Origin of the sequence: Ornithinimicrobium sp., from assembly GCF_035267225.1 — a bacterium.
In the GTDB taxonomy this organism is placed as follows: Bacteria; Actinomycetota; Actinomycetes; order Actinomycetales; family Dermatophilaceae; genus Ornithinicoccus.
On record NZ_DATFMA010000109.1, the window covers coordinates 1 to 21435 of the forward strand.

A 21435-nucleotide genomic window follows, 5' to 3' on the forward strand; every position below is an offset into this window, starting at 1 on the left:
CCCCTCGATCGTGGCGCTCGCCTCCGCGTCGCTCTGGAAGCGCGAGAGCGCCCTGAGCACGACCGGGAACTGGGCGTACCGCTCGCTGAAGGTCTGGAAGTGCTGCTGCACCAGCAGGGTCGTCGGCACCAGCACGGCCACCTGCTTGCCGTCCTGCACCGCCTTGAAGGCGGCCCGGACGGCGATCTCGGTCTTGCCGTAGCCGACGTCGCCGCAGATCAGCCGGTCCATCGGGACCGTCTTCTCCATGTCGGCCTTGACCTCGTCGATGCTGGCGGCCTGGTCGGGTGTCTCGACGAAGTCGAACGCGTCCTCGAGCTCGCGCTGCCAGGGCGTGTCCGCAGCGAAGGCGTGGCCGGTCGTGGCCATGCGGGCGCTGTACAGCCGGATGAGCTCACCGGCGATCTGACGCACGTGCCGCCGGGCCCGGGACTTCGTCTTCTGCCAGTCCGAGCCGCCGAGCCGGTTCAGCGTCGGTGCTTCCCCGCCGACGTAGCGGGTGATCTGGTCCAGCTGGTCGGTGGGCACGAAGAGGCGGTCCCCGGGCTGGCCCCTTTTGGACGCGGCGTACTCCAGGACGAGGTACTCACGGGTGGCTCCGGCCACGCTGCGCTGGGCCATCTCCACGAACCTCCCGACGCCGTGCTGCTCGTGCACGACGAGGTCCCCGGGGCGCAGCTGGAGCGGGTCGACCTGCTTGCGCCGGCGGGAGGGCATCGCGCGCATGTCGCCGGTCGAGGCGGCCGCCGCCTGGCCGGTGAGATCGGCCTCGCTGAGCGCCACGAGCCCGTCGCCGGGCATGACGAAGCCCGCGGACACGGCGCCGGTGGTGACCGTGACCATGCCCGGGTCGGGGTGGGCCAGGGGGGTCTGGACCCGGTGAGCGATCTCGCGCTCGGCGAGGACCTCGGCGACGCGTTGGGCCATACCGGCGCCGTGGAGGGTGAGCACCACGGTGGCGCGGTCGTCGAGCCAGCCCCGCAGGTCCTGGGCGACTGCGTCGACGTCGCTGCGGTACGTCGGAGCGGGCGACGCAGCGATGCTGAGCCTGCGGCTGCCGCCGCCCGAGGGCTGGAACTGCTCGAGCTCGTCGTCGGCGGCGAAGGCGGTCACCGACCACCAGGGTCGGGCCGACTCGAGGGTGCTCTCCCTCACCTGCTCCAGGCTCAGGTACGACGCAGACCCCAACATGCGTTCGGTGTCGACCGGCACCGTGTTGCCGGCCACCGCGTTGGACCAGCCGGCCTGCAGGAACTCCTCGCTGGTGGCCAGCAGGTCGTGAGCTCGGGTGCGCACCCGCTCCGGGTCCAGGACCAGGACGCCGGCGGTCGTGGGCATCGTGTCGGTCAGCATCTCCATCCCGTCCACCAGGGCGGGCGAAAGGGACTCCATCCCTTCTACGGCGATGCCGTCCGCGATCTGACGCAGCATGTCCGCCACCCCCGGCAGCTGGTCGGTCAGTGCGGCGGCGCGCTCGCGCACCGCGTCGGTCAGCAGCACCTCGCGGCAGGGCGGGGCCCAGACCCCCTCCTGCGCCACCTCGAGCGACCGCTGGTCGGCCACCTTGAACCAGCGCACCTCCTCCACGGTGTCGCCCCAGAACTCGACCCGCAGCGGGTGGTCGTCGGTGGGCGGGAACACGTCCAGGATGCCACCGCGCACGGCGAACTCACCGCGGCGCTCGACCAGGTCGGTGCGGGTGTAGGCAGCATCGACAAGGTCGGTCACCACCTGGGTCAGCGCATGGTCCTCCCCGGCCCGCAGCTGCACGGGAACCAGGTCGCCCAGCCCGCGGGCGATGGGCTGCTGGACTGCGCGCACCGAGGCCACGACCACCTGCAGTGGCCCGTGCTCGGGGCTCTGGGGGTCGGGGTGGGCCAGGCGGCGCAGCACCGACAGACGCCGGGCGACGGTGTCACTGCGCGGGCTGAGGCGTTCGTGCGGCAGGGTCTCCCAGCTGGGGAAGGTGGCCACTGCTTCGGCGGGCAGGTAGTCGCGCAACGCCCGCGCCGTGTCATCCGCCTCGCGACCGGTGGCGGTCACCACGAGCACCGGGCGTTCGGCGGCCAGCGTGGCGGCCAGCGCCGTCCAGGCGCCCGGTGGACAGGACACCTCGACGCCCGGCGCCCGGTCGGCCCAGGCCGAGACCGCGTCTCGGACCGACGGGGCAGCGCTGAACAGGGACGAGAGGGGGGTGAGGTTCATCGTCCACCAGCGTAGTGCGTGCTCATCGCCCGCGATTCGTCGCGCGCGAGTGCCGGGGTCGGCAGCGGGCCGGAGCCACGAACCTCAGCCGAGATCTGCGCTCCCGGCCCGCGCCATCGCGTACGCCACGAACGCGCGAGCATCCCCGGCTTCGCCCGGACGAGGTGCCCGCTCGGGCTCCCAGCCACGGGCTCGCTCGTCCCGGACCTGGCCGAGCAGCGGCCTCCACTGGGGGTCGAGCGCGCGCAGCCCCCACTCCAAGGCCGCGTGCTTGCTCGCCACCCGTGCGTGCTCCAGCGTGTACAGGACGCGGCAGGCCGTGGCGACGGCGTAGCGCTGGCCCCACGCGAGGGTGTCGATGTCGACCCATGAGGTGAGGTCGGAGAGCAGGGTCGGCAACGAGCGCGCCGCCTCACGGCGCAAGGCGCTGGCCGGGACCTCAGGCATGAACGAGCGTGGTTCCGGGCCATAGAGCCGCAGTCCGTGCTCGCGAAGGATCCAGCGCGTGAAGGCCCGGTTGCAGTGCTCGTCCCAGTCCACGGTGGGGTGACCATGGTCGTTGAACAGCCAGGCCGCCCCCAGGTGCTCCACCGAGACGAGCTCATGGAGGGGTGCATACGACCCTTCGAGCTCGCCCCACCACTCGCCTTCTCGGGAGGGGACCTCGTGGTGCAGCGAGCCGAGCTGCTCGACCTCGCGACCGTCCAGGGGGGCCCGGGTGGCGACGAGCCAGTCGCAGTCGCTGTGCCGGTCGCCGGCGCCCAGCGCGAAGGAGCCCTGGACGTAGGCGCCGGCCAGGTTATCTCCCAGGATCCGTCTCCAGTCTGCGAGCAGGCGGCCCAGGACCCGGTCGAGGTCGGGATACGGCGTCACGACGTGCCCGAGCACCATGGACCGAGGCTAGGAGCGCACAGCGCAGGAGCGCCACCCGTTTTGTGGGTCGGGTCGTGATCCCGGCGTCCCCTCGGGTCACGACCGGGACGCCGGCCCCCGGGGGTGGAACCGCTGCTGGGCGGCCTGCAGGCCGTGATGGATCAGCTCGGTCACGGCTTCCGCTCCGTCGCCGACCAGAAGGTCCACCTCTGCGGCGTCGCGCGCCGGGAACGACGACAGGACATAGTCCGCCGGGTCCTGCCGGCCCGGGGGCCTCCCGACACCGAGGCGCACTCGCAGGTACTCCTTGGTGCCCAGCGCGCTGCTGACCGAGCGCAGGCCGTTGTGCCCCCCCTCGCCGCCACCGCGCTTGAGTCGGACGGTGCCGAAGTCGAGGTCCAGCTCGTCGTGGATGACCGCGATGTGCTCGACCGGCACGGAGTAGTACCGGGCCAGAGACGCGACCGGCCCGCCGCTGAGGTTCATGAAGGTCTGCGGCACGGCGAGCAGCGCCGCAGGGCCAGGCCGCCCACCCGGCAAGGTGCCCAACCGGACGCGCCCGACGAGCGAGCGGGTGCGGTCCTTGGTCAGCTTCTCGTGGTGCTCGGCCGCGAGCGCCCCCACACACCGGGCCCCGATGTTGTGCCGGTGTCCGGCGTACGCCGGGCCCGGGTTGCCCAGGCCGACGACCAACCACGGCTCCACGACGTGCTCCTCTCAGCGCAGACCGGAGTCAGCCCGGTTCCCCCGGCTCGGGCTCACCGGCTGCGGGCCGGCGCGGGTGTCAGGACTCGTCGTTGCTGTCCGCGCCGGAGCTGTCCGCTCCGGCGGGAGCACCGTCGCCGACGGCGGGGGTGCCCACATCGGACTCGGACTCGTCCTGCTCGATGCCCACCTCGGCCTCGGCCTCGGCCAGCTCGGCCTCCAGCGCCTCCTCGGATATCGCCTGCGTGACGTTGACCACCAGGGCCTCGGGGTCGGTCACCAGCTCCACTCCCGCGGGCAGGTCCACCTGGCCGGCCAGCACCTGAGTGCCGGACTCCATGCCCTCGATGGAGACGGTGAACGCCTCGGGGATGGTGGTGGCGTCGGTCTCGACGGTCAGCTCGGAGTAGTCCATGCTCACCAGGGTCTCCGGTGCGGCCTCGCCCTCGAGGTGCACCGGGACGTCCACCTGCACCTTCTCGCCCTTGCGGATGATGATCATGTCGACGTGCTCGATAAAGCGCTTGATGGGATCGCGCTGCACGTCCTTGACCAGCGCCAGGTGCTCCTCGCTGTCGACCTCCAACGTCAGCACGGCGTTGGCCTGCTTCAGCGCCATCATGGTGTCGTGGCCGGGCAGGGACAGGTGCAGCGGAGGCGTGCCATGGCCGTACAGGACGGCGGGCACCTTGTCGGCACGGCGCACGCGGCGGGCCGCCCCCTTGCCGAACTCGGTGCGCCGGTCGGCGGCAATGCGGGTCTGGTCAGACATGACGGGCTCTCTTCGCGTTCGTGATGGGTGCAGGTCGGTGGGCCTCGACGCGGGGCGCGACGCTTCGGGCGGTCAGCGACGCGCAGCGGAGGCAGGTGGACACCCTCGTGCACCACCACCGCGTCGAATCACGGATACGCCGACCATCCCGACACACGGGCCGCGGGCATCCCTCGCCGAGGCAACTGAAGGGATTCTACGCAGCCCGGCTGCATGCTCCCAACTCGGGCCCGGCTCAGGCCTGGCCGTCGAACATGCTGGTCACGGAACCGTCCTCGAAGACCTGCCGGATGGCCTGAGAGATCAGGGGGGCGATCGACAGCTCGGTGATCTTGTCGAGCTTCCGGGCTTCCTCGCACAGCGGGAGGGTGTTGGTGACCACGACCTCACGGGCGACCGAGCTGCTGAGCCGCTCCACCGCGGGCTCGGAGAAGATCGCGTGCGTCGCCGCCAGGATGACGTCGGTCGCGCCTTCGGCCATCAGGGCGTCGGCGGCCTGGCAGATCGTCCCCCCGGAGTCGATCATGTCGTCGACGAGCACGCAGGTGCGGCCGCTGACCTCGCCGACGACACGGTTGGCGATCGACTTGTTGGGCTGCTTGGTGTCCCGTGTCTTGTGGATGAAGGCCAGTGGCACTCCCCCCAGGCGGTGCGACCACTGCTCGGCGACCTTGATCCGCCCGGCGTCCGGTGAGACGACGGTCAGCTCACGGCTGCCGTACTTGCCCTTGACGTAGTCGGTCAGGATCGGCATCGCCATGAGGTGGTCGACCGGCCCGTCGAAGAAGCCTTGGATCTGCGCGGTGTGCAGGTCGATCGCGATCAGCCGGTCGGCGCCGGCCGTCTTGAACAGGTCCGCCATGAGCCGGGCCGAGATGGGCTCGCGGCCGCGGTGCTTCTTGTCCTGACGGGCGTAGCCGTAGAAGGGCATCACCACGGTGATGCGCTTGGCCGAGGCGCGCTTGAGCGCGTCGACCATGATCAGGTGCTCCATCACCCACTTGTTGATCGGCGCCGTGTGGCTCTGGATCACGAAGGCGTCGCACCCGCGCACCGACTCGTTGAAGCGGACGAAGATCTCGCTGTTCGCGAACTCGTAGCTGTCCGACCCCACCAGGGGTGTCTCGAGGTTGGCCGCCACCTCCTCGGCGAGCTCGGGGTAGGCCCGCCCGCTGAAGACCATCATGTTCTTCTGGGTAGTGCGCAGGATCCCGCTCATGCCGGGGGCGTCTCCTCGTTCGGTGCGTCGTCCGATGCGGCGTTCTTCGACTGGGCCGCCGCTGCCGCCGTGGCCTGGGGGGTGTCGGGGCGACGGGACTGCGCCCATCCCTCGATGTTGCGTTGCCTGGCCACAGTAATGGCCAGGGCCCCCGGTGGCACGTCCTGGCGGATCACGGTGCCGGCCCCGCTGCTGGCCCCGTCGCCGATGGTGACCGGCGCGACGTACATCGTGTCGCTGCCCATGCGGCAGTGGTTGCCGATCACCGTACGGTGCTTGGCCACTCCGTCGTAGTTCACCACCACGCTGGAGGCGCCGATGTTCGAGTACTCCCCCACAGTCGCGTCCCCGACGTAGGTCAGGTGCGGGATCTTCGAGCCGGTGCCGATCCGGGAGTTCTTCGTCTCCACGAAGGTGCCGATCTTGCCGCTCGCGCCCAGCTCGCTCCCGGGACGCAGGTAGGCGAACGGTCCGACGCTGGCCCCGGGCCCGATCACCGAGTGCTCGGCGTGGGTGCGCACCACGGACGCGCCATCCCCGATCTCGACGCTGGTGATGGTGGTGTCCGGGCCGATGGTGACGTCCTGGCCGATGGTCGTGGCGCCGAGCAGCTGGGTGCCGGGCAGGACGGTGGTGTCCGGTCCCAGGGTGACGTCGGCATCGATCCACACCGACGCCGGGTCCGGGATGCTCACCCCCTCGCGCATCCAGTGTGTGAGGATCCGCTCGTTCATGACCTTGCCCAACGTCGCCAGCTGCGCGCGGTCGTTGACGCCCTCGGTCTGCCAGTGGTCGGTGGTGATGTAGGCGGAGACGCGACGGCCGTCGCGGCGGGCGATCGCCAGCACGTCGGTGATGTACTTCTCGCCCTGCGAGTTGTCGGTGCCTACCCCGGCGAGCGCGTCCCGGAGGACCTCGGCGTCGAAGGCGTAGATGCCCGAGTTGATCTCTTGGATGTCGACCACGTGCGCATCCGGGCCGCCGGACTCGCGGGCCGCGAGGGCGTCCTTGTGCTCCAGGATCGCCTGCACCTCACCGGAGGGATCGCGGACGATACGGCCGTAGCCGCTCGGGTCGTCCAGCTCGGCGGACATGACGGTGGCGGCCGAGGCCGTCTGCTCATGGTGCTCGATGAGTGCCCGCAGCGTCTGCGCCGTCAGCAGGGGCACGTCCCCCATCGTCACCAGCACCGTGCCGCTGAGGTCGGCAGGCAGCGCCTCGAGACCGCATTCGCATGCCCTGCCGGTGCCTTTGACCTCGTCCTGGTCGGCGATGACGACCGAGGAGTCGACCTCGGTGATGTGCTCGGCGACCCGGTCGCGCTGGTGCCGCACCACGACCGATACGTGCTCAGCGCCGACGTCGCGGGCCGCATGCAGGGCGTGACCGAGCAGGCTGCGCCCGGCCAGTGGGTGCAGCACCTTCGGGATCCGGGACTTCATGCGGGTGCCCTCACCCGCGGCGAGGATGATGACAGCGGCGGGATGCGTGCTCACGGGATTCGACCCTACCCGCCACCGCGCACCTCTTCGCGTGGCTGGGCGCGGACGGCCTGGCTGCGGCGCAGCCGTTGCTCACCCTCGACGACTAGAGTGGAGTCATGGCTGGGTCGAAGGTCGAGCTGATGCCCGGGGAGACGATGGTCCTGTCGGCCAACCCGCACTGGTTCTACTTCTGGAAGCACGTCGCTGCGGCCTCCGTGGTCATCGTGGTAGCGGTCCTTGCGTGGATCTTCGACATGGCTTGGCTGTCGACCTTGCTCTGGTGGGTCGCCGGGGTGGGGTTGGCGCTGCTGCTGGTTGCCTTGGCCGCGGTGCTCGTCCAGTGGCGCAGCACCCATTTCGCCGTCACCGACCGCCGGGTCGCCTACACGACCGGCGTCTTCCGGCGGCGCGGGGTGTCCATCCCGCTGAACCGGATCAACAACGTGAACTTCGAGCAGTCCCTGCTCGCGCGCGTCCTGGACAACGGGGTGGTGACCATCGAGTCCGCCGGCGATACGGGGGACTCGGTGTTCGAGAACATCCCCCACCCCTCCCGGGTGCGCACGACCATCTTCGCCCAGATGGAGGCGGACGAGCAGTCCGACTCGCATCGGGACGCCGAGGCCATCGCCGATGCGCTCCACGGGCACCGAGGGTCATCCCAGGCGGAGTCCACGGCAGCGGCTCGCCTGAGCGAGCTGGCCGACCTACGGCAGCAGGGGCTCATCTCCGAGCAGGAGTACGACGCCAAGCGCCGGGACGTTCTCGACGGCCTGTGACTCGACAGCCTCTGAGGCGTGCAGCGACCGCATCGCGAGGGCAACGCGGCCGGTGGGACGCTCCCCGGGTTGGAATCGAACCAACGTCGCTAGTCCTGATTCAAAGTCAGGCGGCCCCTGCCAACAGAGCAACCGGGGAACGCTCTCCGCGAAGGCGAGAAGCCCCACAACAATAGGACAGGGCGAGGCGAAGATGCAGCCGAGCCCGAGGTTGTTGACATGATGGAGAGCGTGACGTCCTCCTCGGCCAAGCTGCCCACGGTTTCTCGGCACCGGATGACCGGGGCCCAGCGTCGTGAGCAGCTGATCGAGATCGGCCGCCACCTCTTCGCCGAGAAGGGCTTCGAGGGCAGCACGGTGGAGGAGATCGCAGCGACGGCCGAGGTGTCCAAACCCGTCATCTACGAGCACTTCGGCGGCAAAGAGGGGCTGTACGCGGTGGTGGTGGACCGCGAGATCCAGAAGCTGCTGTCCGCGGTCACCGAAGCCCTGAGCGCGCCGCTGCACCCACGCGCGCTGTTGGAGCGGGCGGCTTTCGCGTTGCTCGACTACATCGAGAGCTCGACCGACGGCTTCCGCATCCTGGTCCGCGACTCCCCTCCGGGGCAGTCGACCGGGTCGTTCGCCAGCCTCATCAGCGACGTCGCCTCCCAGGTCGAGCACATCCTGGCCGCGGAGTTCCGCCGCCGGGGGCTGGACCCCAAGACCGCGCCGCTGTACGCCCAGATGCTGGTGGGCATGGTGGCCATCCCCGGCGGCTGGTGGCTGAACTCGCGCAAGCTGAAGAAGCACGACGTCGCCGCCCACCTGGTCAACCTGGCGTGGAACGGCCTGGCCGGCATGGAGGCACAGCCCGAGCTGCGTACCCGGTCCTCGGACTGACGCGCGCCGCCAGCCCGGGCGACGCTCGCCTACGCTCGGGGTATGCCGCATGCCCACGACGAGGTCGACCGCATCGTGGCGGCGTGGCAGCGCGAGCGCCCGGGGCTCGACGCCGCCCCGCTGGAGGTGCTCAGCCGCGTCTCCCGTCTGGCTCGGCACCTGGACCTGGCCCGCCGGGAGGCCTTCGCCGCGTCCGGGCTGGAGGGTTGGGAGTTCGACGTGTTGGCCGCGCTGCGGCGCTCCGGGCCGCCGTACCGCCTCACGCCACGGGAGCTCACCCGGGCGACGCTGGTCAGCAGCGGAACGATGACCAACCGCGTCGACCGGCTCCTGTCCCGCGAGCTGGTGCAACGGGTGAGATCCGAGGAGGACGGGCGCGAGGTGCCGGTGCAGCTCACCGACCGCGGTCGCGAGCTGGTGGACGCGGCCATGGACCGTCTCCTGGAGCACGAGCGAGCGCTGCTCGCCGGGGTCTCGACGGCCGATCAGGTGGATCTGGCCGACACCCTGCGTACGCTCCTGCTGCACTTCGACGGCACGGGCTGACACCTCCCCACGGGCCGGGCGTCGCCGGTCGGGCGCCGGGGATCGTCAGCCGTCGAAGTCCTCGGGCGTGAACGGCTTGTGCTCCACGAGCACGAGCCAGTTGCCCGAGTTGTCGCGCAGCATTGCCTCCACGCCGTAGGGACGGTCCTGCGGGTCCTGGATGAACTCGACGCCCCGCTCGCGCAGCTCGGCGGCGGTGCGATGACAGTCGTCCGTGGAGAGGCCGGCGGCCCCGAGCGAGCCCTTGTCGAGCAGCCGCTGCACCGCGGCCGCGTCCTCGGCATCCAGCGGGGCGCCGGGTCGCATCAGCGTCAGCTCCAGCTCCCGGTGGTCGGGATGGGTGACGGTGACCCACCGGTATCCGTCACCCATGGTGATGTCGGTGCCCTCGACGAAGCCGAGCTTGTCGATGTAGAAGGCTTTGGCGGCGTCCTGGTCGTTGACCCAGACGGTGGATAGCGAGACGTGAGTGATCATGCCGTCACCCTAGGGACCGGCGCGGGCGGGGGCTTCTCCGAGATTGCGCGGTTTCGTGGGCGTGCTCGGCCATCGGTCCACGCCGCGCATGAACAGGAAACACCCGGGGATGCGGTCACCACCCGACGAGCCCCAGCGGCGGCGGTACTCACCCGGGGAGACGCCGACCACCTCGGTGAAGCGCGAGGTGAAGGAGCCGAGACTGTCATAGCCGACCATCAGCGCGACCTCGCTGACCGTGAGGTTCGCCGAGCGCAGCAGGTCCTGGGCGCGTTCGAGGCGTCGCTGGGTGAGGTAGCGCATGGGCGTCTGCCCGTAGGTCTGGGCGAAGCACCGCACGAAGTGGTACTTCGAGACCGACGCCTCCCGGGCCATGGCGTCCAGGTCCAGCGGCTCGGCGTAGTGACGGTCGGCGAAGTCCCGGGCCGCCCGCAGGTGCGGGAGCAGTGCGTCGCCCATGCCCTCAGGGTAGTGACCGTCCGGCCCCGCCCCCGCGCACCAGGGGCGAGCGCCTCACTCGTCCGCCTGCTCGGCGGCCTGCAGCCACTGCTCCTCGAGCGCTTCACGCTCGGCATGCAGTGCGTCCAGCTCCTGGGTCAACGCCATCAGAGCGCTCGGGTCACCGCTGGCTGCGGCCATCTGCGCGTGCAGCTCCTCCTCGCGCCGGTTGGCCCGGTCGAGCTGCTTGTCCAGGCGGTCGAGGGCTTTGCGCGCCCGACGCTGCTGCTCCGCGGACGCACCGGGGTCACCGGCGCGCGCTGGCCCTCGCGCGGACGCACCCGCGCCACTGCCCGCCGTTCGTCGCCGCAGCTCGAGGTACTCCTCCACCCCACCGGGTAGGTCACGCAGCGAGCCGTCGCCCAGCATCGCCACCTGCCGGTCGGTCATCCGCTCCAGCAGGTACCGGTCGTGGGAGACCACGAGCAGGGTCCCGGCCCAGCCGTCCAGCACGTCCTCCATCGACGTCAGGGTCTCGATGTCGAGGTCGTTGGTGGGCTCGTCAAGCATCAGCACGTTGGGCTCGTCCATCAGCACACGGACGAACTGCAGGCGCCGCCGCTCCCCGCCGGAGAGGTCGCCCACCCGCGACTGCTGGCGACCGCCGGTGAACCCCAGCCGGGTGGCGAGCTGGCTGGCCGAGACCTCCTTGCCTCCGATGGAGGTGTAGGAGCGCACTGTGGTGATGGCATCGATCACACTCATCCCGGCGACCGCCTGCAGCTCGCGCAGGTCCTGGGTGAGCCGGGCGGAGTGCACGGTCTGGCCGGTCTTGAGCTTGCCGGTGCTCAGACTCACCTGACCCAGCAGGGCCGAGAGCACCGTGGACTTGCCCGCCCCGTTGACCCCGACGATGCCGTACCGGTCCCCGGGGCCGATCCGCCAGGTCACGCGGTCCAGCAGCGTCCGCCCGCCGAGCTCGACCGTGGCGCCCACGAGGTCGAACACGTCCTTGCCCAGCCGGGTGGTGGCGAAGCGGGCCAGCTCGACCCGGTCCCGGGGCTCCGGCTCGGCCTGGATCAGCGCCGCCGCGGCGTCCAGCCGGAACTTGGGCTTGCTCGTCCTCGCCGGCGGCCCCCGGCGCAGCCAGGCCAGCTCCTTGCGCATGAGGTTGGCGCGTCGCTCCTGGGTGACAGCGGCGACCCGGTCACGCTCGGCCTTGGCAAGCACGTAGGCCGCATACCCCCCGTCGTAGGTGTGGACCTGGGCGTCGGCAACCTCCCAGGTGCGGGTGGACACCGCGTCGAGGAACCAGCGGTCGTGGGTGACGACCAGCAGTCCCCCGGCCGCGCCCCCCGGCACGTTGCGGCGCCCGGCGAGGTACCCCGCCAGCCAGGCGATGCCCTCGACGTCGAGGTGGTTGGTCGGCTCGTCCAGCATCAACACGTCCGGGTCGAGCACGAGCACGCGAGCCAGGGCCAGGCGGCGCCGTTCGCCGCCGGACATGGCGTCGACGGTGTTGCCCCAGCCGCCGAACGCCGAGGCGTCCAGGTCTCCCAGCAGGCCGGTGAGGATCTCGCGCACCCGCGCGTGGCCGGCCCATTCGTGCTCCTGCAGCGAGCCCAGCACCAGGTCGCCGACGGTGGCGCCGGTGGGCAGGTCGTCGCTCTGGTCCAGCAGGGCCACGCTGACCCCCGTGGAGCGGATCACTCGTCCGGAGTCGAGGGGCTGGAGCCCGGCGAGAGTACGCATCAGCGTGGACTTGCCACCGCCGTTGCGGCCCACGACCCCGATCCGCTCGCCGGCGGAGAGCCCGAGCGAGACCCGGTCGAGAAGGGGCTGGACTCCCAGGGTCAGACCGGCGCGGTCCAGCGCGACCAGAGGGGCCACTACGCCTCGCCTCGCCGGGACCCGCGAGCCGCGTGCAGGCGAGATCGAAGGGAAGGCCGCTTGTCGTACCCGGAGAAGAAGATTCTCTCTTTGGTCAGCCCTGCGCCGACGAGCCATCGTCGCCCGGACGTGGCCAAGGTGGACTCCCCCGCGACGAACGCGTACGCCTCGCGGTGCGGTGGCGGGCCGGCCCGCAGAGCGGCCAACGCCCTCTCGCCCGGCCGGTGGTTGCCGCTGTCCCGGGGCAGCCAGGTGACGTCCATGCCGCTCGAGGGGCCCCAGTCCTCCGCATCGGCCTCGCAGGGGACCTCGACCACGACGCGACCACGAGCCCTCGACACGTGGCGGACGATACCCCGCAACCCGGGTAGCGCCGTCTCGTCACCGACCAGCACCAGCTCGCTGGTGGCCGGCGGTGGGTCGAAGAGCCCCCCTTGGTCCAGCAGCGCGCCGCCGCGGACGGCATCTACGTGGTCAAGCCGAAGGATGAGCCCGAGACCCAGCTGTACCAGGAGAGGGGCGTCACCTACACCGAGCTGAGTCCCGGCGGTGACTACGACTGGGACGAGTACAGCTGGGAGAACGCCGAGAAGATGATGACCGGCGACCTGCTGCTGACCAATGTAGAGGGCTACCAGGCCGAGGAGCTGGCCGACCTACCGACGTTCGCAGAACACCCTGCGCTCGAAGCGGAACAGGTCTACCCGTGGAACGGGGCGGCGATGGACTACTCCTCCCAGGCGGCCCAGATGCGCCGCCTGGCCAGGCTGGTCGACGACGCACAGGACGTCGGCTCGTCGTGAGCCGGGGCCCGGCGCGAGGGTTCAGGACAGACCGCCCCGGCGCGGCCCGACCCCGGGGCCGGAGGCGTCGATGACGTGGGCACCGGGGACCGGGCCGGTCACCCGCACGATCTCCCCCTCGGGGCCGCGGGCCGCCAGACCCATCGACAGGTCGAGCGCGTCGGCTTGAGAGCCGACGAGAAAGGCCACGGTCGGCCCGGAGCCCGAGATCGTGGCCCCCTGGGCCCCCAGGTCCAAGCCGGTGTCGATGACCTCCTGCAGGTGCGGCTGCAGGGACAGCGCGGCCGGGGCGAGGTCGTTGCGCAACAGGCGGCCCATGGCCGCGGTGTCCATGGTGCGCAGGGCCGCCGCGAGGCCCGTCGACAGCTCAGGGGCCGCAGGAGCCGCAGACTCGTGCAGCCGGTCGAACTCCGCGTACACCTCGGCCGCCGACAGGCCTTCCCCTCTGCTGACCCAGAGCACCCAGTGAGCCTCACCGCGCGCCAGCACCGGGGAGATGTCGTCTCCGCGGCCCGACCCCACGGCCGTGCCGCCGTGGAGCATGAAGGGCACGTCGGCACCGATACGGGCACCGACCGACTCGAGGTCCTCTCGCTGCATGGTCAGCTTCCACAGCTCGGCGCATCCCACCAGGGCGGCCGCCGCGTCAGCGGAGCCGCCCGCCATCCCGGCGGCGACCGGGATGTGCTTGTCGATGCTGATCGCCACCGGGCCGACCTCGACCGCAGCACCCTGGTCCAGAAAGTCCGGGGCGTACTGAGCCAGCAGGTGCGCTGCCTTCGCCGCCAGGTTGGACCGGTCGGCCGGGACCTGGCCGCCGTAGGGGCCGCCGGCGCGCACCGACCACGTCGAAGCCGGCTCGACCCGCACCCGGTCATGCACGCCGACCGCCTGGAAGACGGTGACCAGCTCGTGGTAGCCGTCGGGACGCAGCGGACCCACCACCAGCTCGAGGTTGACCTTGCCGGGCACGCGGACCGTGACCTGCTGCCGATCGGCCGCGTGGATCATGCCTGCCACCCTAGAGGCAGGCGAGCACGGGGGGTGACACCCCCGGGGCCTCAGCGGCGAGCGGCGTGAGCCCTGTCCTCGGGGCCGCGGGGCGCCCGCCGTGCCTCGCGCGTGGCGTACGGGCGGTCCGGCGTGCGTCCCTGGCCCGGCTCGGCCCTCGCCCCGGCGGACAGGTCCTCCAGCAGCGCCAGGACCGGTTCCAACCCCGCCCGGTCGAGATGGTAGAAACGCTCGCGGCCCACGAGGTCGGCGTCCACCAGCCCGGCTTCTCGCAGGACCCGTAGATGGCGGCTGACGGCCGGCCGGCTGATGAAGTGGCGATCACCCAGGTCACCGGCCCGCACAGGCCCGTCGGTGAGTCGGATGAGCAGATCGCGCCGAACCGGGTCGGCCAGAGCGGTGAAGACATCCACCGGTACAGGTAACCACAAAGTTACACGTATGGCGAATCCGCTAGCCTCCCTGCGCTTCCCGGGCCTCGGCGAGAGCGGCGAAGTCCGCGACGCCGAGCTGCTCCCCACGACGACTCGGGTCGATCCCCGCGGACCGGAGCAGCGTCTCGGCTTCGCCGGCGCCGCCGGCCCAGCCGGCCAGCGCCGCCCGTAGGGTCTTGCGACGCTGAGCGAAGGCTGCGTCCACCACCGCGAAGACCTGCTCCCGCGTGACCTGCGTGCTCGGCGGATCCCGACGTGACATGCGCACCAACCCGGAGTCCACATGGGGAGCCGGCCAGAAGACCGAGCGACCGACCCGTCCGGCCAGCGCCACCTGGGCGTGCCACGCAGCCTTGACGCTGGGGACGCCGTACGTGCGCGAGCCGGGCCCGGCCGCCAGCCTCTCGGCCACCTCCCACTGCACCATCACAAGTACGCCGCGCACGCTGGGTAGGCACCCCAGCAGGTGCAACACCACCGGCACGGCGACGTTGTAGGGCAGGTTCGCCACCAGCACCGTGGGCTGGGGGTCCGCCAGCTCGTCGACCCGCAGGGCGTCGGCGTGCAGGACCCGCAGCCGCTGGCTTGCCGGCCCGGCACGGTCGGACACCGTGGTGGGCAGTGCCGACGCCAGCACGGGGTCCACCTCCAGGGCCGTGAGGCCGGCGACCTGCGGCAGCAGACCCAAGGTCAGCGACCCCAGCCCCGGGCCGACCTCGAGCACGTGGTCCCCGGGCTCGAGGTCGGCCAGGCGCACGATGCGACGCACCGTGTTGGGGTCGACCACGAAGTTCTGCCCCCACTGCTTGGTGGGTCGCAGGTTCAGGCGCTCAGCGAGGGCCCTCACCTCCGCGGACCCCAACAGGCTCACGGCGGAGTCGGAAGGCACGAGCGCAAGCCTGTCAGGTTCGCCGCCTTGACCGGTATTGAACACAGGTTTAATATTCTGAACATGAGTTCAACTGTCTCGCCGGAGAGCGAGCCTCCCGGGCGCGACGACCGGACCACGGCGGCGCGGATCCGGGACGCCGCGCTGGCACTCTTCGGCGAGCGCGGCTTCCCCCGGACCACGGTGCGCGCGATCGCTGAACGGGCCGGCGTCTCCCCCGGCCTCGTGGTCCACCACTTCGGCTCCAAGGACGGGTTGCGCGACGCGGTGGACGACGCACTGGTCGAGCACATCCGTTCCGACAAGTTCGCCGCCATGACCGGCGCGATGTCCGTCGACGAGCGGACGCTGCGTGAGAGCGCGCGAGATCACGCACCGGCGATGGCCTATCTGGCCAGGGCCATGACCGAGGACGCGCAGGTGGGCCGCCACCTCTACGACCGGTTGTACCGCGACGCGCTGAACAACATGCGGGCCGGTGAGGAAGCCGGCCTCATCCGCAGCACCGACGACGCTCCCGCGCGCGCAGCAGCTCTCCTGAACGCAAGCCTCGGCCAGAACCTGCTGCGGCATCACCTGCTGCGGGTCCTCGACATCGAGGACCCCATCGAGGGCTACCTGCGCATCGCCCGGCCGTTGCTCGACGTCTACACCGACGGTCTGTTCACCGATACCCGGATGAGGGACGCCATGCGGGCGTCGCGAGAGGAAGGAACGACACCATGAGCGAGCCAGCCATCAAGACGACCAGGTTGTCGAAGTCCTACGGGGATGTCCGGGCGCTCGTGGACCTCGACCTGAGCGTGGGGCCCGGCGAGGTCTTCGGCTTCCTCGGGCCGAACGGCGCGGGCAAGTCCACCATGATCCGGACGGTCCTCGACCTCATCCGCCCGACCCGGGGCTCCGCACAGATCCTCGGCATGGACAGCCACACCGACGCCGTCCGCATCCGACGCCGTGTCGGCTACCTGCCCAGCGACCTGGCCCTCTATCCCAAGCTCACGGGGAGGGACACCCTGCGGTACTTCGCGAACCTGCGCGGAGGGGTGGACTGGGCCTACGTCGAGCGGCTCGCCGCGCGGCTGCAGGCGGACCTGGACAAGAAGACCTCGGACTACTCCTCCGGCAACCGGCAGAAGGTCGGCATCATCCAGGCCTTCATGAGCCGACCGGACCTCATCATCATGGACGAACCGTCGACCGGCATCGACCCCCTGGTGCAGCAGGAGTTCCAGGCGATGATGCGGGATGTGGCTCACGAGGGACGCACCGTGTTCCTGTCCAGCCACACCCTCTCGGAGGTCCAGCGGGTCGCCGACCGGGTCGGCATCATCCGCGACGGACACCTCATCGACGTCGAGCGGGTGCACGACCTGCGCTCCAAGGCCATTCGCCGGGTCGAGCTCGTGTTCGATGCGCCCGCGCCGGCGGAGGACTTCGCCCGGATCGAGGGAGCCCGTGACGTCGAGGCCCACGACACCTCAGTGCGCCTGGCCTTCGACGGGAACATGGACGAGCTGCTGCAGGTGGCCACGGGCCGGCACCACCTCGTGGACATCAACAGCGAGGAGGCCGACCTCGAGGAGATCTTCCTGGCCTACTACCGCGGGGAGGAGGCGAGGGTCTGATGGGTCTGAACACCTACTCCGTCGCGGTACGCGATCGTCTGACCGGGGTCCTCGTCGCGGCGGTCGCCGTCGCCGTCATGCTGTGGTTCACCCTCGCTGTCTACAGCGACCTCGACCTGTCGTTCTACTACGACAACATGCCGCCCTCGCTGCTGGAGTCCTTCGGCATCTCCACCGAGGCCGGTGGGCTGGGCGGCCTGGCCTACGGCGCGATGTACAACCTCATCGGCGCCTTGGCCCTGGCCGGTCTTGCGATCGCCATCGGCGCGGCCTCCATCGCCGGCGAGGAGCAGCGCGGGACGCTCGGGCTGCTGTTGGCGAACCCGCGCAGCCGCTCGCGGGTGCTGGCCGCCAAGCTGGCCGCTCTGGTCACACTCGTCGGGGCCGGCGCGCTGCTGCTCTACGCGGCAGGCCACCTCGTGCCCCGTCTCATGGACATCGACATCGGCGGGCTCCACGTCGGTGCTCTGATGCTGCATCTGGGAGCCAACGCTCTGCTGTGGGGGATGCTGGCACTCGCCGTGGGGGCGTGGACGGGGCAACCCGGCCTGGCCTCGGGCTCCGCTGCCGGGCTGATGGTCCTCTCCTACCTCGGCAGCTCGGTCCTGCCCCTGCTCGACGGTGGTGACACCGCAGCGAAGATGCTGCCGTGGACGTGGTTCACCGAGACGGCCCCGGAGGTCAACGGGGTCAGCACCGGCTACCTCGCGCTCCAGCTGGGCGCGTGCGCCGCCCTCGCGGCCATTGCCTTCGTGGGTCTACGCCGACGCGACCTCCGCAGCGGCGGGTCGATGACGACGCTCATGGACCGGCTGCGCGCCAACCCGCGCACGCACGCACTGGTGGAACGGGTGAGTGGACAGGCCCGGGTGTCCTCGATCACCACCAAGACGGTGTCGGACCACCAGGTGCTGACGACGATCGTGAGCGCCCTCGCGCTGTACATCGCCATCTTGATGCCGCCGTTCTACACCTTCCTGCCCGGTGAGGTCAGCGAGTTCTTCGCCCAGCTGCCCGACGCCATGATCGCCATGGTCGGTGGCGTCGACATGGGCACGGCCACCGGGTTCCTCCAGGGCGAGGTCTTCTCCATCACGGTGCCGATCGCGCTGATCGTGCTCACGGCCACCGTCGGCGCGCACGCTCTGGCCGGGGAGGAGGAGGCGCGCACGATGGGGCTCCTGCTGGCCAACGCGATCCCGCGGCGGGCAGTGGTGCTGCACAAGGCCGCGTCGATGGTGATCCTGGCCGCCGTCGTCGGGCTGGTCACGTTCCTCGGCAGCACCGCCGGGGTGCTGCTGTCCGGCGTCGACGTCGCGGTCGCCGACCTGGCCGCTACGTGTGTGCTCGTGACACTGCTGGGGCTGGACTTCGGAGCGTTGGCGATGCTGGTGAGTGCAGCCACGGGACGTGTCCGCGCCGCGACGTCCGCTGCCGCCGGTGCCGCCGGTGCCGCCTACGTGCTGCAGACGTTTCTGCCGCTGTCCGATCGCTACGACCAATGGGCCTCGGTCTCCCCGTTCCACTACTACCTCGGCAGCGACCCCCTGACCACGGGGATGCCGTGGGGCGACGCCGCCGTGCTCGCGGGCGCCTTCGTCGTGCTCGTCGCGCTGGCCGTCCCGGCCTTCCAGCGCCGTGACCTGCGCGGCTAGCCTGAACGCATGGACACCGCGATCGGCCGACTCGACGTCGTCGCCCTGGACTGACGGCTGCCCCTACCAGGGGCCGTAGACCGACTCGCTGTTTGCCGACAGCGCTGCGCACAGGGCGGGGACGGAGCTGTTCAGCGTCTCGGACATGGCCCGCACGGTCAGGGGCACGAGGTAGGGGCCGTTGGTCCGGCCACGATGCGGGCTGGGGGTGAGGTAGGGCGCGTCGGTCTCCACCAGCAGATGTTCGGTCGGCACGACCGCGAGCGCGTTGCGCAGGTCGCGCGCGTTCTTGAAGGTCACGGTCCCGGCGAAGGACAGGAAGTACCCCCGGCGCACGCACTCCCGAGCCATCGCCATGTCGCCGGAGAAGCAGTGCAACACCGTCCGCTCCGGGGCGCCCTCCTCGGCCAGGATCCGCAGCACGTCGTCGTGGGCGTCCCGGTCGTGGATCTGCAGGGCCCGCCCGGTGCGCTTGGCGATCTCGATGTGCCTGCGGAAGGACTCCTGCTGGGCGTGTACCCCTTCCGGGCCGGTCCGGTAGTAGTCCAGCCCGCTCTCCCCGATCACCCGCACGCGAGGGTGCGCGGCGTACTCCTCGATGCGATCGCAGGCGTCGTCCAGCGCGCCGGCCTCGTACAGGCCGGGGGCGCCGTTGGGGTGGATCGCCACCCCGCCGAGCACAGCCGGGTGCTGTTCGACGACCTGCACGGTCCACGCGGCGCTGCCGAGCTCGCACCCGACCTGCACCACGCGGTCGACCCCGACCCGAGCGGCGTCGGCGAGCACTTCCTCGACCGGAGCCGGTGGGCCCTCGTCCCGGGAGATGTCGAGATGGCAGTGGTTGTCGACCACCGGGATCGGCAGCGGATCGGGGGGCCGCGGCGGCTGCTCGTGGTGCGGCATCGGCCAGGCTCAGACGGTCTCGGCGACCAGGCCCAGACGGGCCCGTTCCTCGGTGGCGACCGAGGGGTCGAGCTTGGCGAAGATCGGGGTGGGTTTACCGACCGGCGCCCCCACGACCACCGGGCGGTGCGCCCACGCCGGCATCGTGCTGTAGTCGCCGGTGATGATCGGGTAGGTGGGCCGGCCGGGCTCGTCGAGGTCTCCCACCTCCTCCAGGTGCGGCATCGGCATGAACACTCCCTCTCCGCCGAGGGCGGTGTGCACGGCGTTGGAGGAATGCGGCAGGAAGGGACTGAGCATGGTGTTGAGGTCCACCACGGCCTGGGCCAGCACGTGCAGCACGGTGTGCAGGCGTTCGCGCTGGTCCTCGCCCTTGAGCTTGAACGGCTCGGTGGCCGAGACGTACGCGTTGGCCTCGCCGACCAGCCGCATGACCGCGGCGAGCGCCGCCCGCTGTCGGTGCGCGGCCATCATCGAGCCCACGTCCTCGAAGCCCTGACCGATGTGGTCGAGCAGCTCGGTGTCCACCGGCTCCAGCGCGCCTGCCTCGGGCACCGTGCCCACGTTCTTGGCGATCATGGAGGCGGTGCGGTTGACCAGGTTGCCCCATCCCGCGACGAGCTCGTTGTTGGTGCGCTTGACGAAGTCGGGCCAGGAGAAGTCGGAGTCGCTGTTCTCCGGCGCGGCGGCGCACAGGAAGTAGCGCAGCGCGTCGACCTGGTAGCGCTCCAGCACGTCATGGACGTAGATCACCACCCCCCGGCTGGAGGAGAACTGGCGTCCCTCCATGGTCAGGAACTCGCTGCTGACCACTTCGGTGGGCAGGGACAGCTCCCCGAACGGCCCGACCGGCCCGCCCCTGGCTCCGCCACCGTTGTGGGCGAGCAGCTCGGCCGGCCAGATCTGGGAATGGAAGGTGATGTTGTCCTTGCCCATGAAGTAGTAGCTCAACGCGTCGGGGTTGTTCCACCAGTCGCGCCACCGGTCCGGCTCCCCCCGGCGCCGAGCCCACTCGATCGAGGCCGACAGGTAGCCGATCACCGCGTCGAACCAGACGTACAGCCGCTTGGTGGGCTCCTCGCGCCAGCCGTCCAGCGGGATCGGGATGCCCCAGTCGATATCGCGGCTCATCGCGCGCGGCTTGATCTCCTCCAGGATGTTCTGGCTGAACCTGATGACGTTGGGCCGCCACAGCCCGGAGGCCTCCCGGTCGTCGAGCCACTCACCCAGGGCATCGGCCAGGGCAGGCAGGTCGAGGAAGAAGTGCTGAGTCTGCACGAACTCCGGGGTCTCGCCGCTGATCTTGCTATGCGGGTCGCCCAGGTCGGTGGGGTCGAGCTGGTTGCCGCAGTTGTCGCACTGGTCGCCGCGCGCCTCGGCATACCCGCAGATGGGGCACGTGCCCTCGATGTAGCGGTCCGGCAGGGTGCGCCCGGTGGATGGGCTCACCGCGGCCGGGGTGGTCTGCTCGATCATGTAACCCCCGGCGTGCACGGCCAGGAACATCTGCTGCACGACCGCGTAGTGGTTGGCCGTGGTGGTGCGGGTGAACAGGTCGTAGGAGACCCCCAGGTCGACGAGATCCTGCACGATCATGCGGTTGTTGAGGTCGGCGAGCTCCCGCGCGGTCATGCCCCGCTCGTCGGCCGCGACCAGGATCGGGGTGCCGTGCTCGTCCGTGCCGGAAACCATGAGGACGTCGTGACCCGCCATGCGCATGTACCGGCTGAACACGTCGGAGGGCACGCCGAAACCGGCCACGTGGCCGAGGTGGCGCGGGCCGTTGGCGTACGGCCAGGCGACGGCAGACAGGACATGGCTCATGAGGTCACATCCTAGGGT

General features: G+C 70.7%; 22 protein-coding genes and 1 tRNA gene. 7 read left to right on the top strand and 16 right to left on the bottom strand.

Features of this window, described 5'->3' with window-relative positions:
* The 6 genes from VJ976_RS10820 to glmU all read right to left on the bottom strand — a co-directional run.
* A partial coding sequence (locus VJ976_RS10820; RefSeq protein WP_324100231.1) for a CarD family transcriptional regulator occupies positions 1–2205 on the bottom strand: 2205 nt, incomplete at its 3' end.
* Between the two features lie 84 nt (positions 2206–2289).
* Positions 2290–3096 carry an aminoglycoside adenylyltransferase domain-containing protein gene (locus VJ976_RS10825; RefSeq protein WP_324100232.1) on the bottom strand — a complete coding sequence of 269 codons (807 nt, stop codon included), beginning with the start codon at positions 3094–3096 and terminating at the stop codon, positions 2290–2292.
* Positions 3097–3174: 78 nt separating this feature from the next.
* Positions 3175–3783, bottom strand: a complete 609-nt coding sequence (gene pth, locus VJ976_RS10830) for an aminoacyl-tRNA hydrolase (RefSeq protein WP_324100233.1) — start codon at positions 3781–3783, stop codon at positions 3175–3177.
* 79 nt (positions 3784–3862) lie between these two features.
* On the bottom strand, positions 3863–4555 hold the full coding sequence (locus VJ976_RS10835; RefSeq protein WP_324100234.1) for a 50S ribosomal protein L25/general stress protein Ctc: 693 nt from the start codon (positions 4553–4555) through the stop codon (positions 3863–3865).
* A 235-nt stretch (positions 4556–4790) separates the two neighbouring features.
* Positions 4791–5774 (bottom strand): ribose-phosphate diphosphokinase, encoded by a 984-nt coding sequence (locus VJ976_RS10840; RefSeq protein WP_324100235.1) that lies wholly within the window; start codon positions 5772–5774, stop codon positions 4791–4793.
* Entirely contained in the window at positions 5771–7270 is a 1500-nt protein-coding gene (gene glmU, locus VJ976_RS10845; protein ID WP_324100236.1) for a bifunctional UDP-N-acetylglucosamine diphosphorylase/glucosamine-1-phosphate N-acetyltransferase GlmU, read from the bottom strand. The genes VJ976_RS10840 and glmU overlap by 4 nt, the downstream gene beginning before the upstream one ends.
* A gap of 104 nt (positions 7271–7374) precedes the next feature.
* Between glmU and VJ976_RS10850 the strand changes: the two genes are divergently transcribed.
* Entirely contained in the window at positions 7375–8037 is a 663-nt protein-coding gene (locus VJ976_RS10850) for a PH domain-containing protein (protein ID WP_324100237.1), read from the top strand.
* Positions 8038–8097: 60 nt separating this feature from the next.
* On the opposite strand, the gene VJ976_RS10855 is transcribed toward VJ976_RS10850, so the two are convergent.
* Positions 8098–8176: transfer RNA gene (locus VJ976_RS10855), tRNA-Gln, on the bottom strand.
* A gap of 83 nt (positions 8177–8259) precedes the next feature.
* Between VJ976_RS10855 and VJ976_RS10860 the strand changes: the two genes are divergently transcribed.
* Together VJ976_RS10860 and VJ976_RS10865 are read left to right on the top strand one after the other, a co-directional pair.
* On the top strand, positions 8260–8919 hold the full coding sequence (locus tag VJ976_RS10860) for a TetR/AcrR family transcriptional regulator (protein WP_324100262.1): 660 nt from the start codon (positions 8260–8262) through the stop codon (positions 8917–8919).
* A gap of 42 nt (positions 8920–8961) precedes the next feature.
* Entirely contained in the window at positions 8962–9465 is a 504-nt protein-coding gene (locus VJ976_RS10865; RefSeq protein WP_324100238.1) for a MarR family transcriptional regulator, read from the top strand.
* A 45-nt stretch (positions 9466–9510) separates the two neighbouring features.
* Here VJ976_RS10865 and VJ976_RS10870 read toward each other — a convergent pair whose 3' ends face one another.
* From VJ976_RS10870 to VJ976_RS10885, 4 genes are read right to left on the bottom strand one after another with little or no spacing between them, the layout of a single operon-like run.
* Positions 9511–9942: a VOC family protein gene (locus VJ976_RS10870; protein ID WP_324100239.1), complete on the bottom strand. Its 432-nt coding sequence runs from the start codon at positions 9940–9942 to the stop codon at positions 9511–9513.
* A gap of 9 nt (positions 9943–9951) precedes the next feature.
* Entirely contained in the window at positions 9952–10401 is a 450-nt protein-coding gene (locus tag VJ976_RS10875) for an AraC family transcriptional regulator (protein ID WP_324100240.1), read from the bottom strand.
* A 54-nt stretch (positions 10402–10455) separates the two neighbouring features.
* Entirely contained in the window at positions 10456–12270 is a 1815-nt protein-coding gene (locus VJ976_RS10880) for an ABC-F family ATP-binding cassette domain-containing protein (RefSeq protein WP_324100241.1), read from the bottom strand.
* Positions 12270–12665 (bottom strand): siderophore-interacting protein, encoded by a 396-nt coding sequence (locus tag VJ976_RS10885; RefSeq protein ID WP_324100242.1) that lies wholly within the window; start codon positions 12663–12665, stop codon positions 12270–12272. Before VJ976_RS10885 ends, VJ976_RS10880 begins: the two co-directional genes overlap by 1 nt.
* 39 nt (positions 12666–12704) lie before the next feature.
* Between VJ976_RS10885 and VJ976_RS10890 the strand changes: the two genes are divergently transcribed.
* Positions 12705–13073 carry a hypothetical protein gene (locus tag VJ976_RS10890; RefSeq protein ID WP_324100243.1) on the top strand — a complete coding sequence of 123 codons (369 nt, stop codon included), beginning with the start codon at positions 12705–12707 and terminating at the stop codon, positions 13071–13073.
* Positions 13074–13094: 21 nt separating this feature from the next.
* Here the strand turns inward: VJ976_RS10890 and VJ976_RS10895 are convergent, their stop codons facing one another.
* The 3 genes from VJ976_RS10895 to rsmA are packed head-to-tail and all read right to left on the bottom strand — an operon-like array spanning position 13095 to position 15407.
* Complete coding sequence (locus tag VJ976_RS10895; RefSeq protein WP_324100244.1) at positions 13095–14084, bottom strand: 4-(cytidine 5'-diphospho)-2-C-methyl-D-erythritol kinase; 990 nt, start codon at positions 14082–14084, stop codon at positions 13095–13097.
* Positions 14085–14134: 50 nt separating this feature from the next.
* Complete coding sequence (locus tag VJ976_RS10900) at positions 14135–14497, bottom strand: metalloregulator ArsR/SmtB family transcription factor (RefSeq protein ID WP_324100245.1); 363 nt, start codon at positions 14495–14497, stop codon at positions 14135–14137.
* A 40-nt stretch (positions 14498–14537) separates the two neighbouring features.
* Positions 14538–15407 (bottom strand): 16S rRNA (adenine(1518)-N(6)/adenine(1519)-N(6))-dimethyltransferase RsmA, encoded by an 870-nt coding sequence (gene rsmA / locus VJ976_RS10905; RefSeq protein WP_324100246.1) that lies wholly within the window; start codon positions 15405–15407, stop codon positions 14538–14540.
* A 63-nt stretch (positions 15408–15470) separates the two neighbouring features.
* Here rsmA and VJ976_RS10910 point away from each other — a divergent pair, with 63 nt between their 5' ends.
* Genes VJ976_RS10910 through VJ976_RS10920 form a run of 3 tightly spaced genes read left to right on the top strand, consistent with a single transcriptional unit; the run spans position 15471 to position 18690 of the window.
* Positions 15471–16133 (top strand): TetR/AcrR family transcriptional regulator, encoded by a 663-nt coding sequence (locus VJ976_RS10910; protein ID WP_324100247.1) that lies wholly within the window; start codon positions 15471–15473, stop codon positions 16131–16133.
* Complete coding sequence (locus VJ976_RS10915; RefSeq protein ID WP_324100248.1) at positions 16130–17035, top strand: ABC transporter ATP-binding protein; 906 nt, start codon at positions 16130–16132, stop codon at positions 17033–17035. The genes VJ976_RS10910 and VJ976_RS10915 overlap by 4 nt, the downstream gene beginning before the upstream one ends.
* Positions 17035–18690: an ABC transporter permease subunit gene (locus tag VJ976_RS10920; RefSeq protein ID WP_324100249.1), complete on the top strand. Its 1656-nt coding sequence runs from the start codon at positions 17035–17037 to the stop codon at positions 18688–18690. The genes VJ976_RS10915 and VJ976_RS10920 overlap by 1 nt, the downstream gene beginning before the upstream one ends.
* A gap of 63 nt (positions 18691–18753) precedes the next feature.
* Here the strand turns inward: VJ976_RS10920 and VJ976_RS10925 are convergent, their stop codons facing one another.
* Positions 18754–19593 (bottom strand): TatD family hydrolase, encoded by an 840-nt coding sequence (locus VJ976_RS10925; protein ID WP_324100250.1) that lies wholly within the window; start codon positions 19591–19593, stop codon positions 18754–18756.
* 9 nt (positions 19594–19602) lie between these two features.
* The gene (gene metG / locus VJ976_RS10930) at positions 19603–21417 is read right to left on the bottom strand and encodes a methionine--tRNA ligase (RefSeq protein WP_324100251.1); all 1815 of its coding nucleotides are present in this window, start codon (positions 21415–21417) and stop codon (positions 19603–19605) included.
* Between the last annotated feature and the right edge of the window lie 18 nt (positions 21418–21435).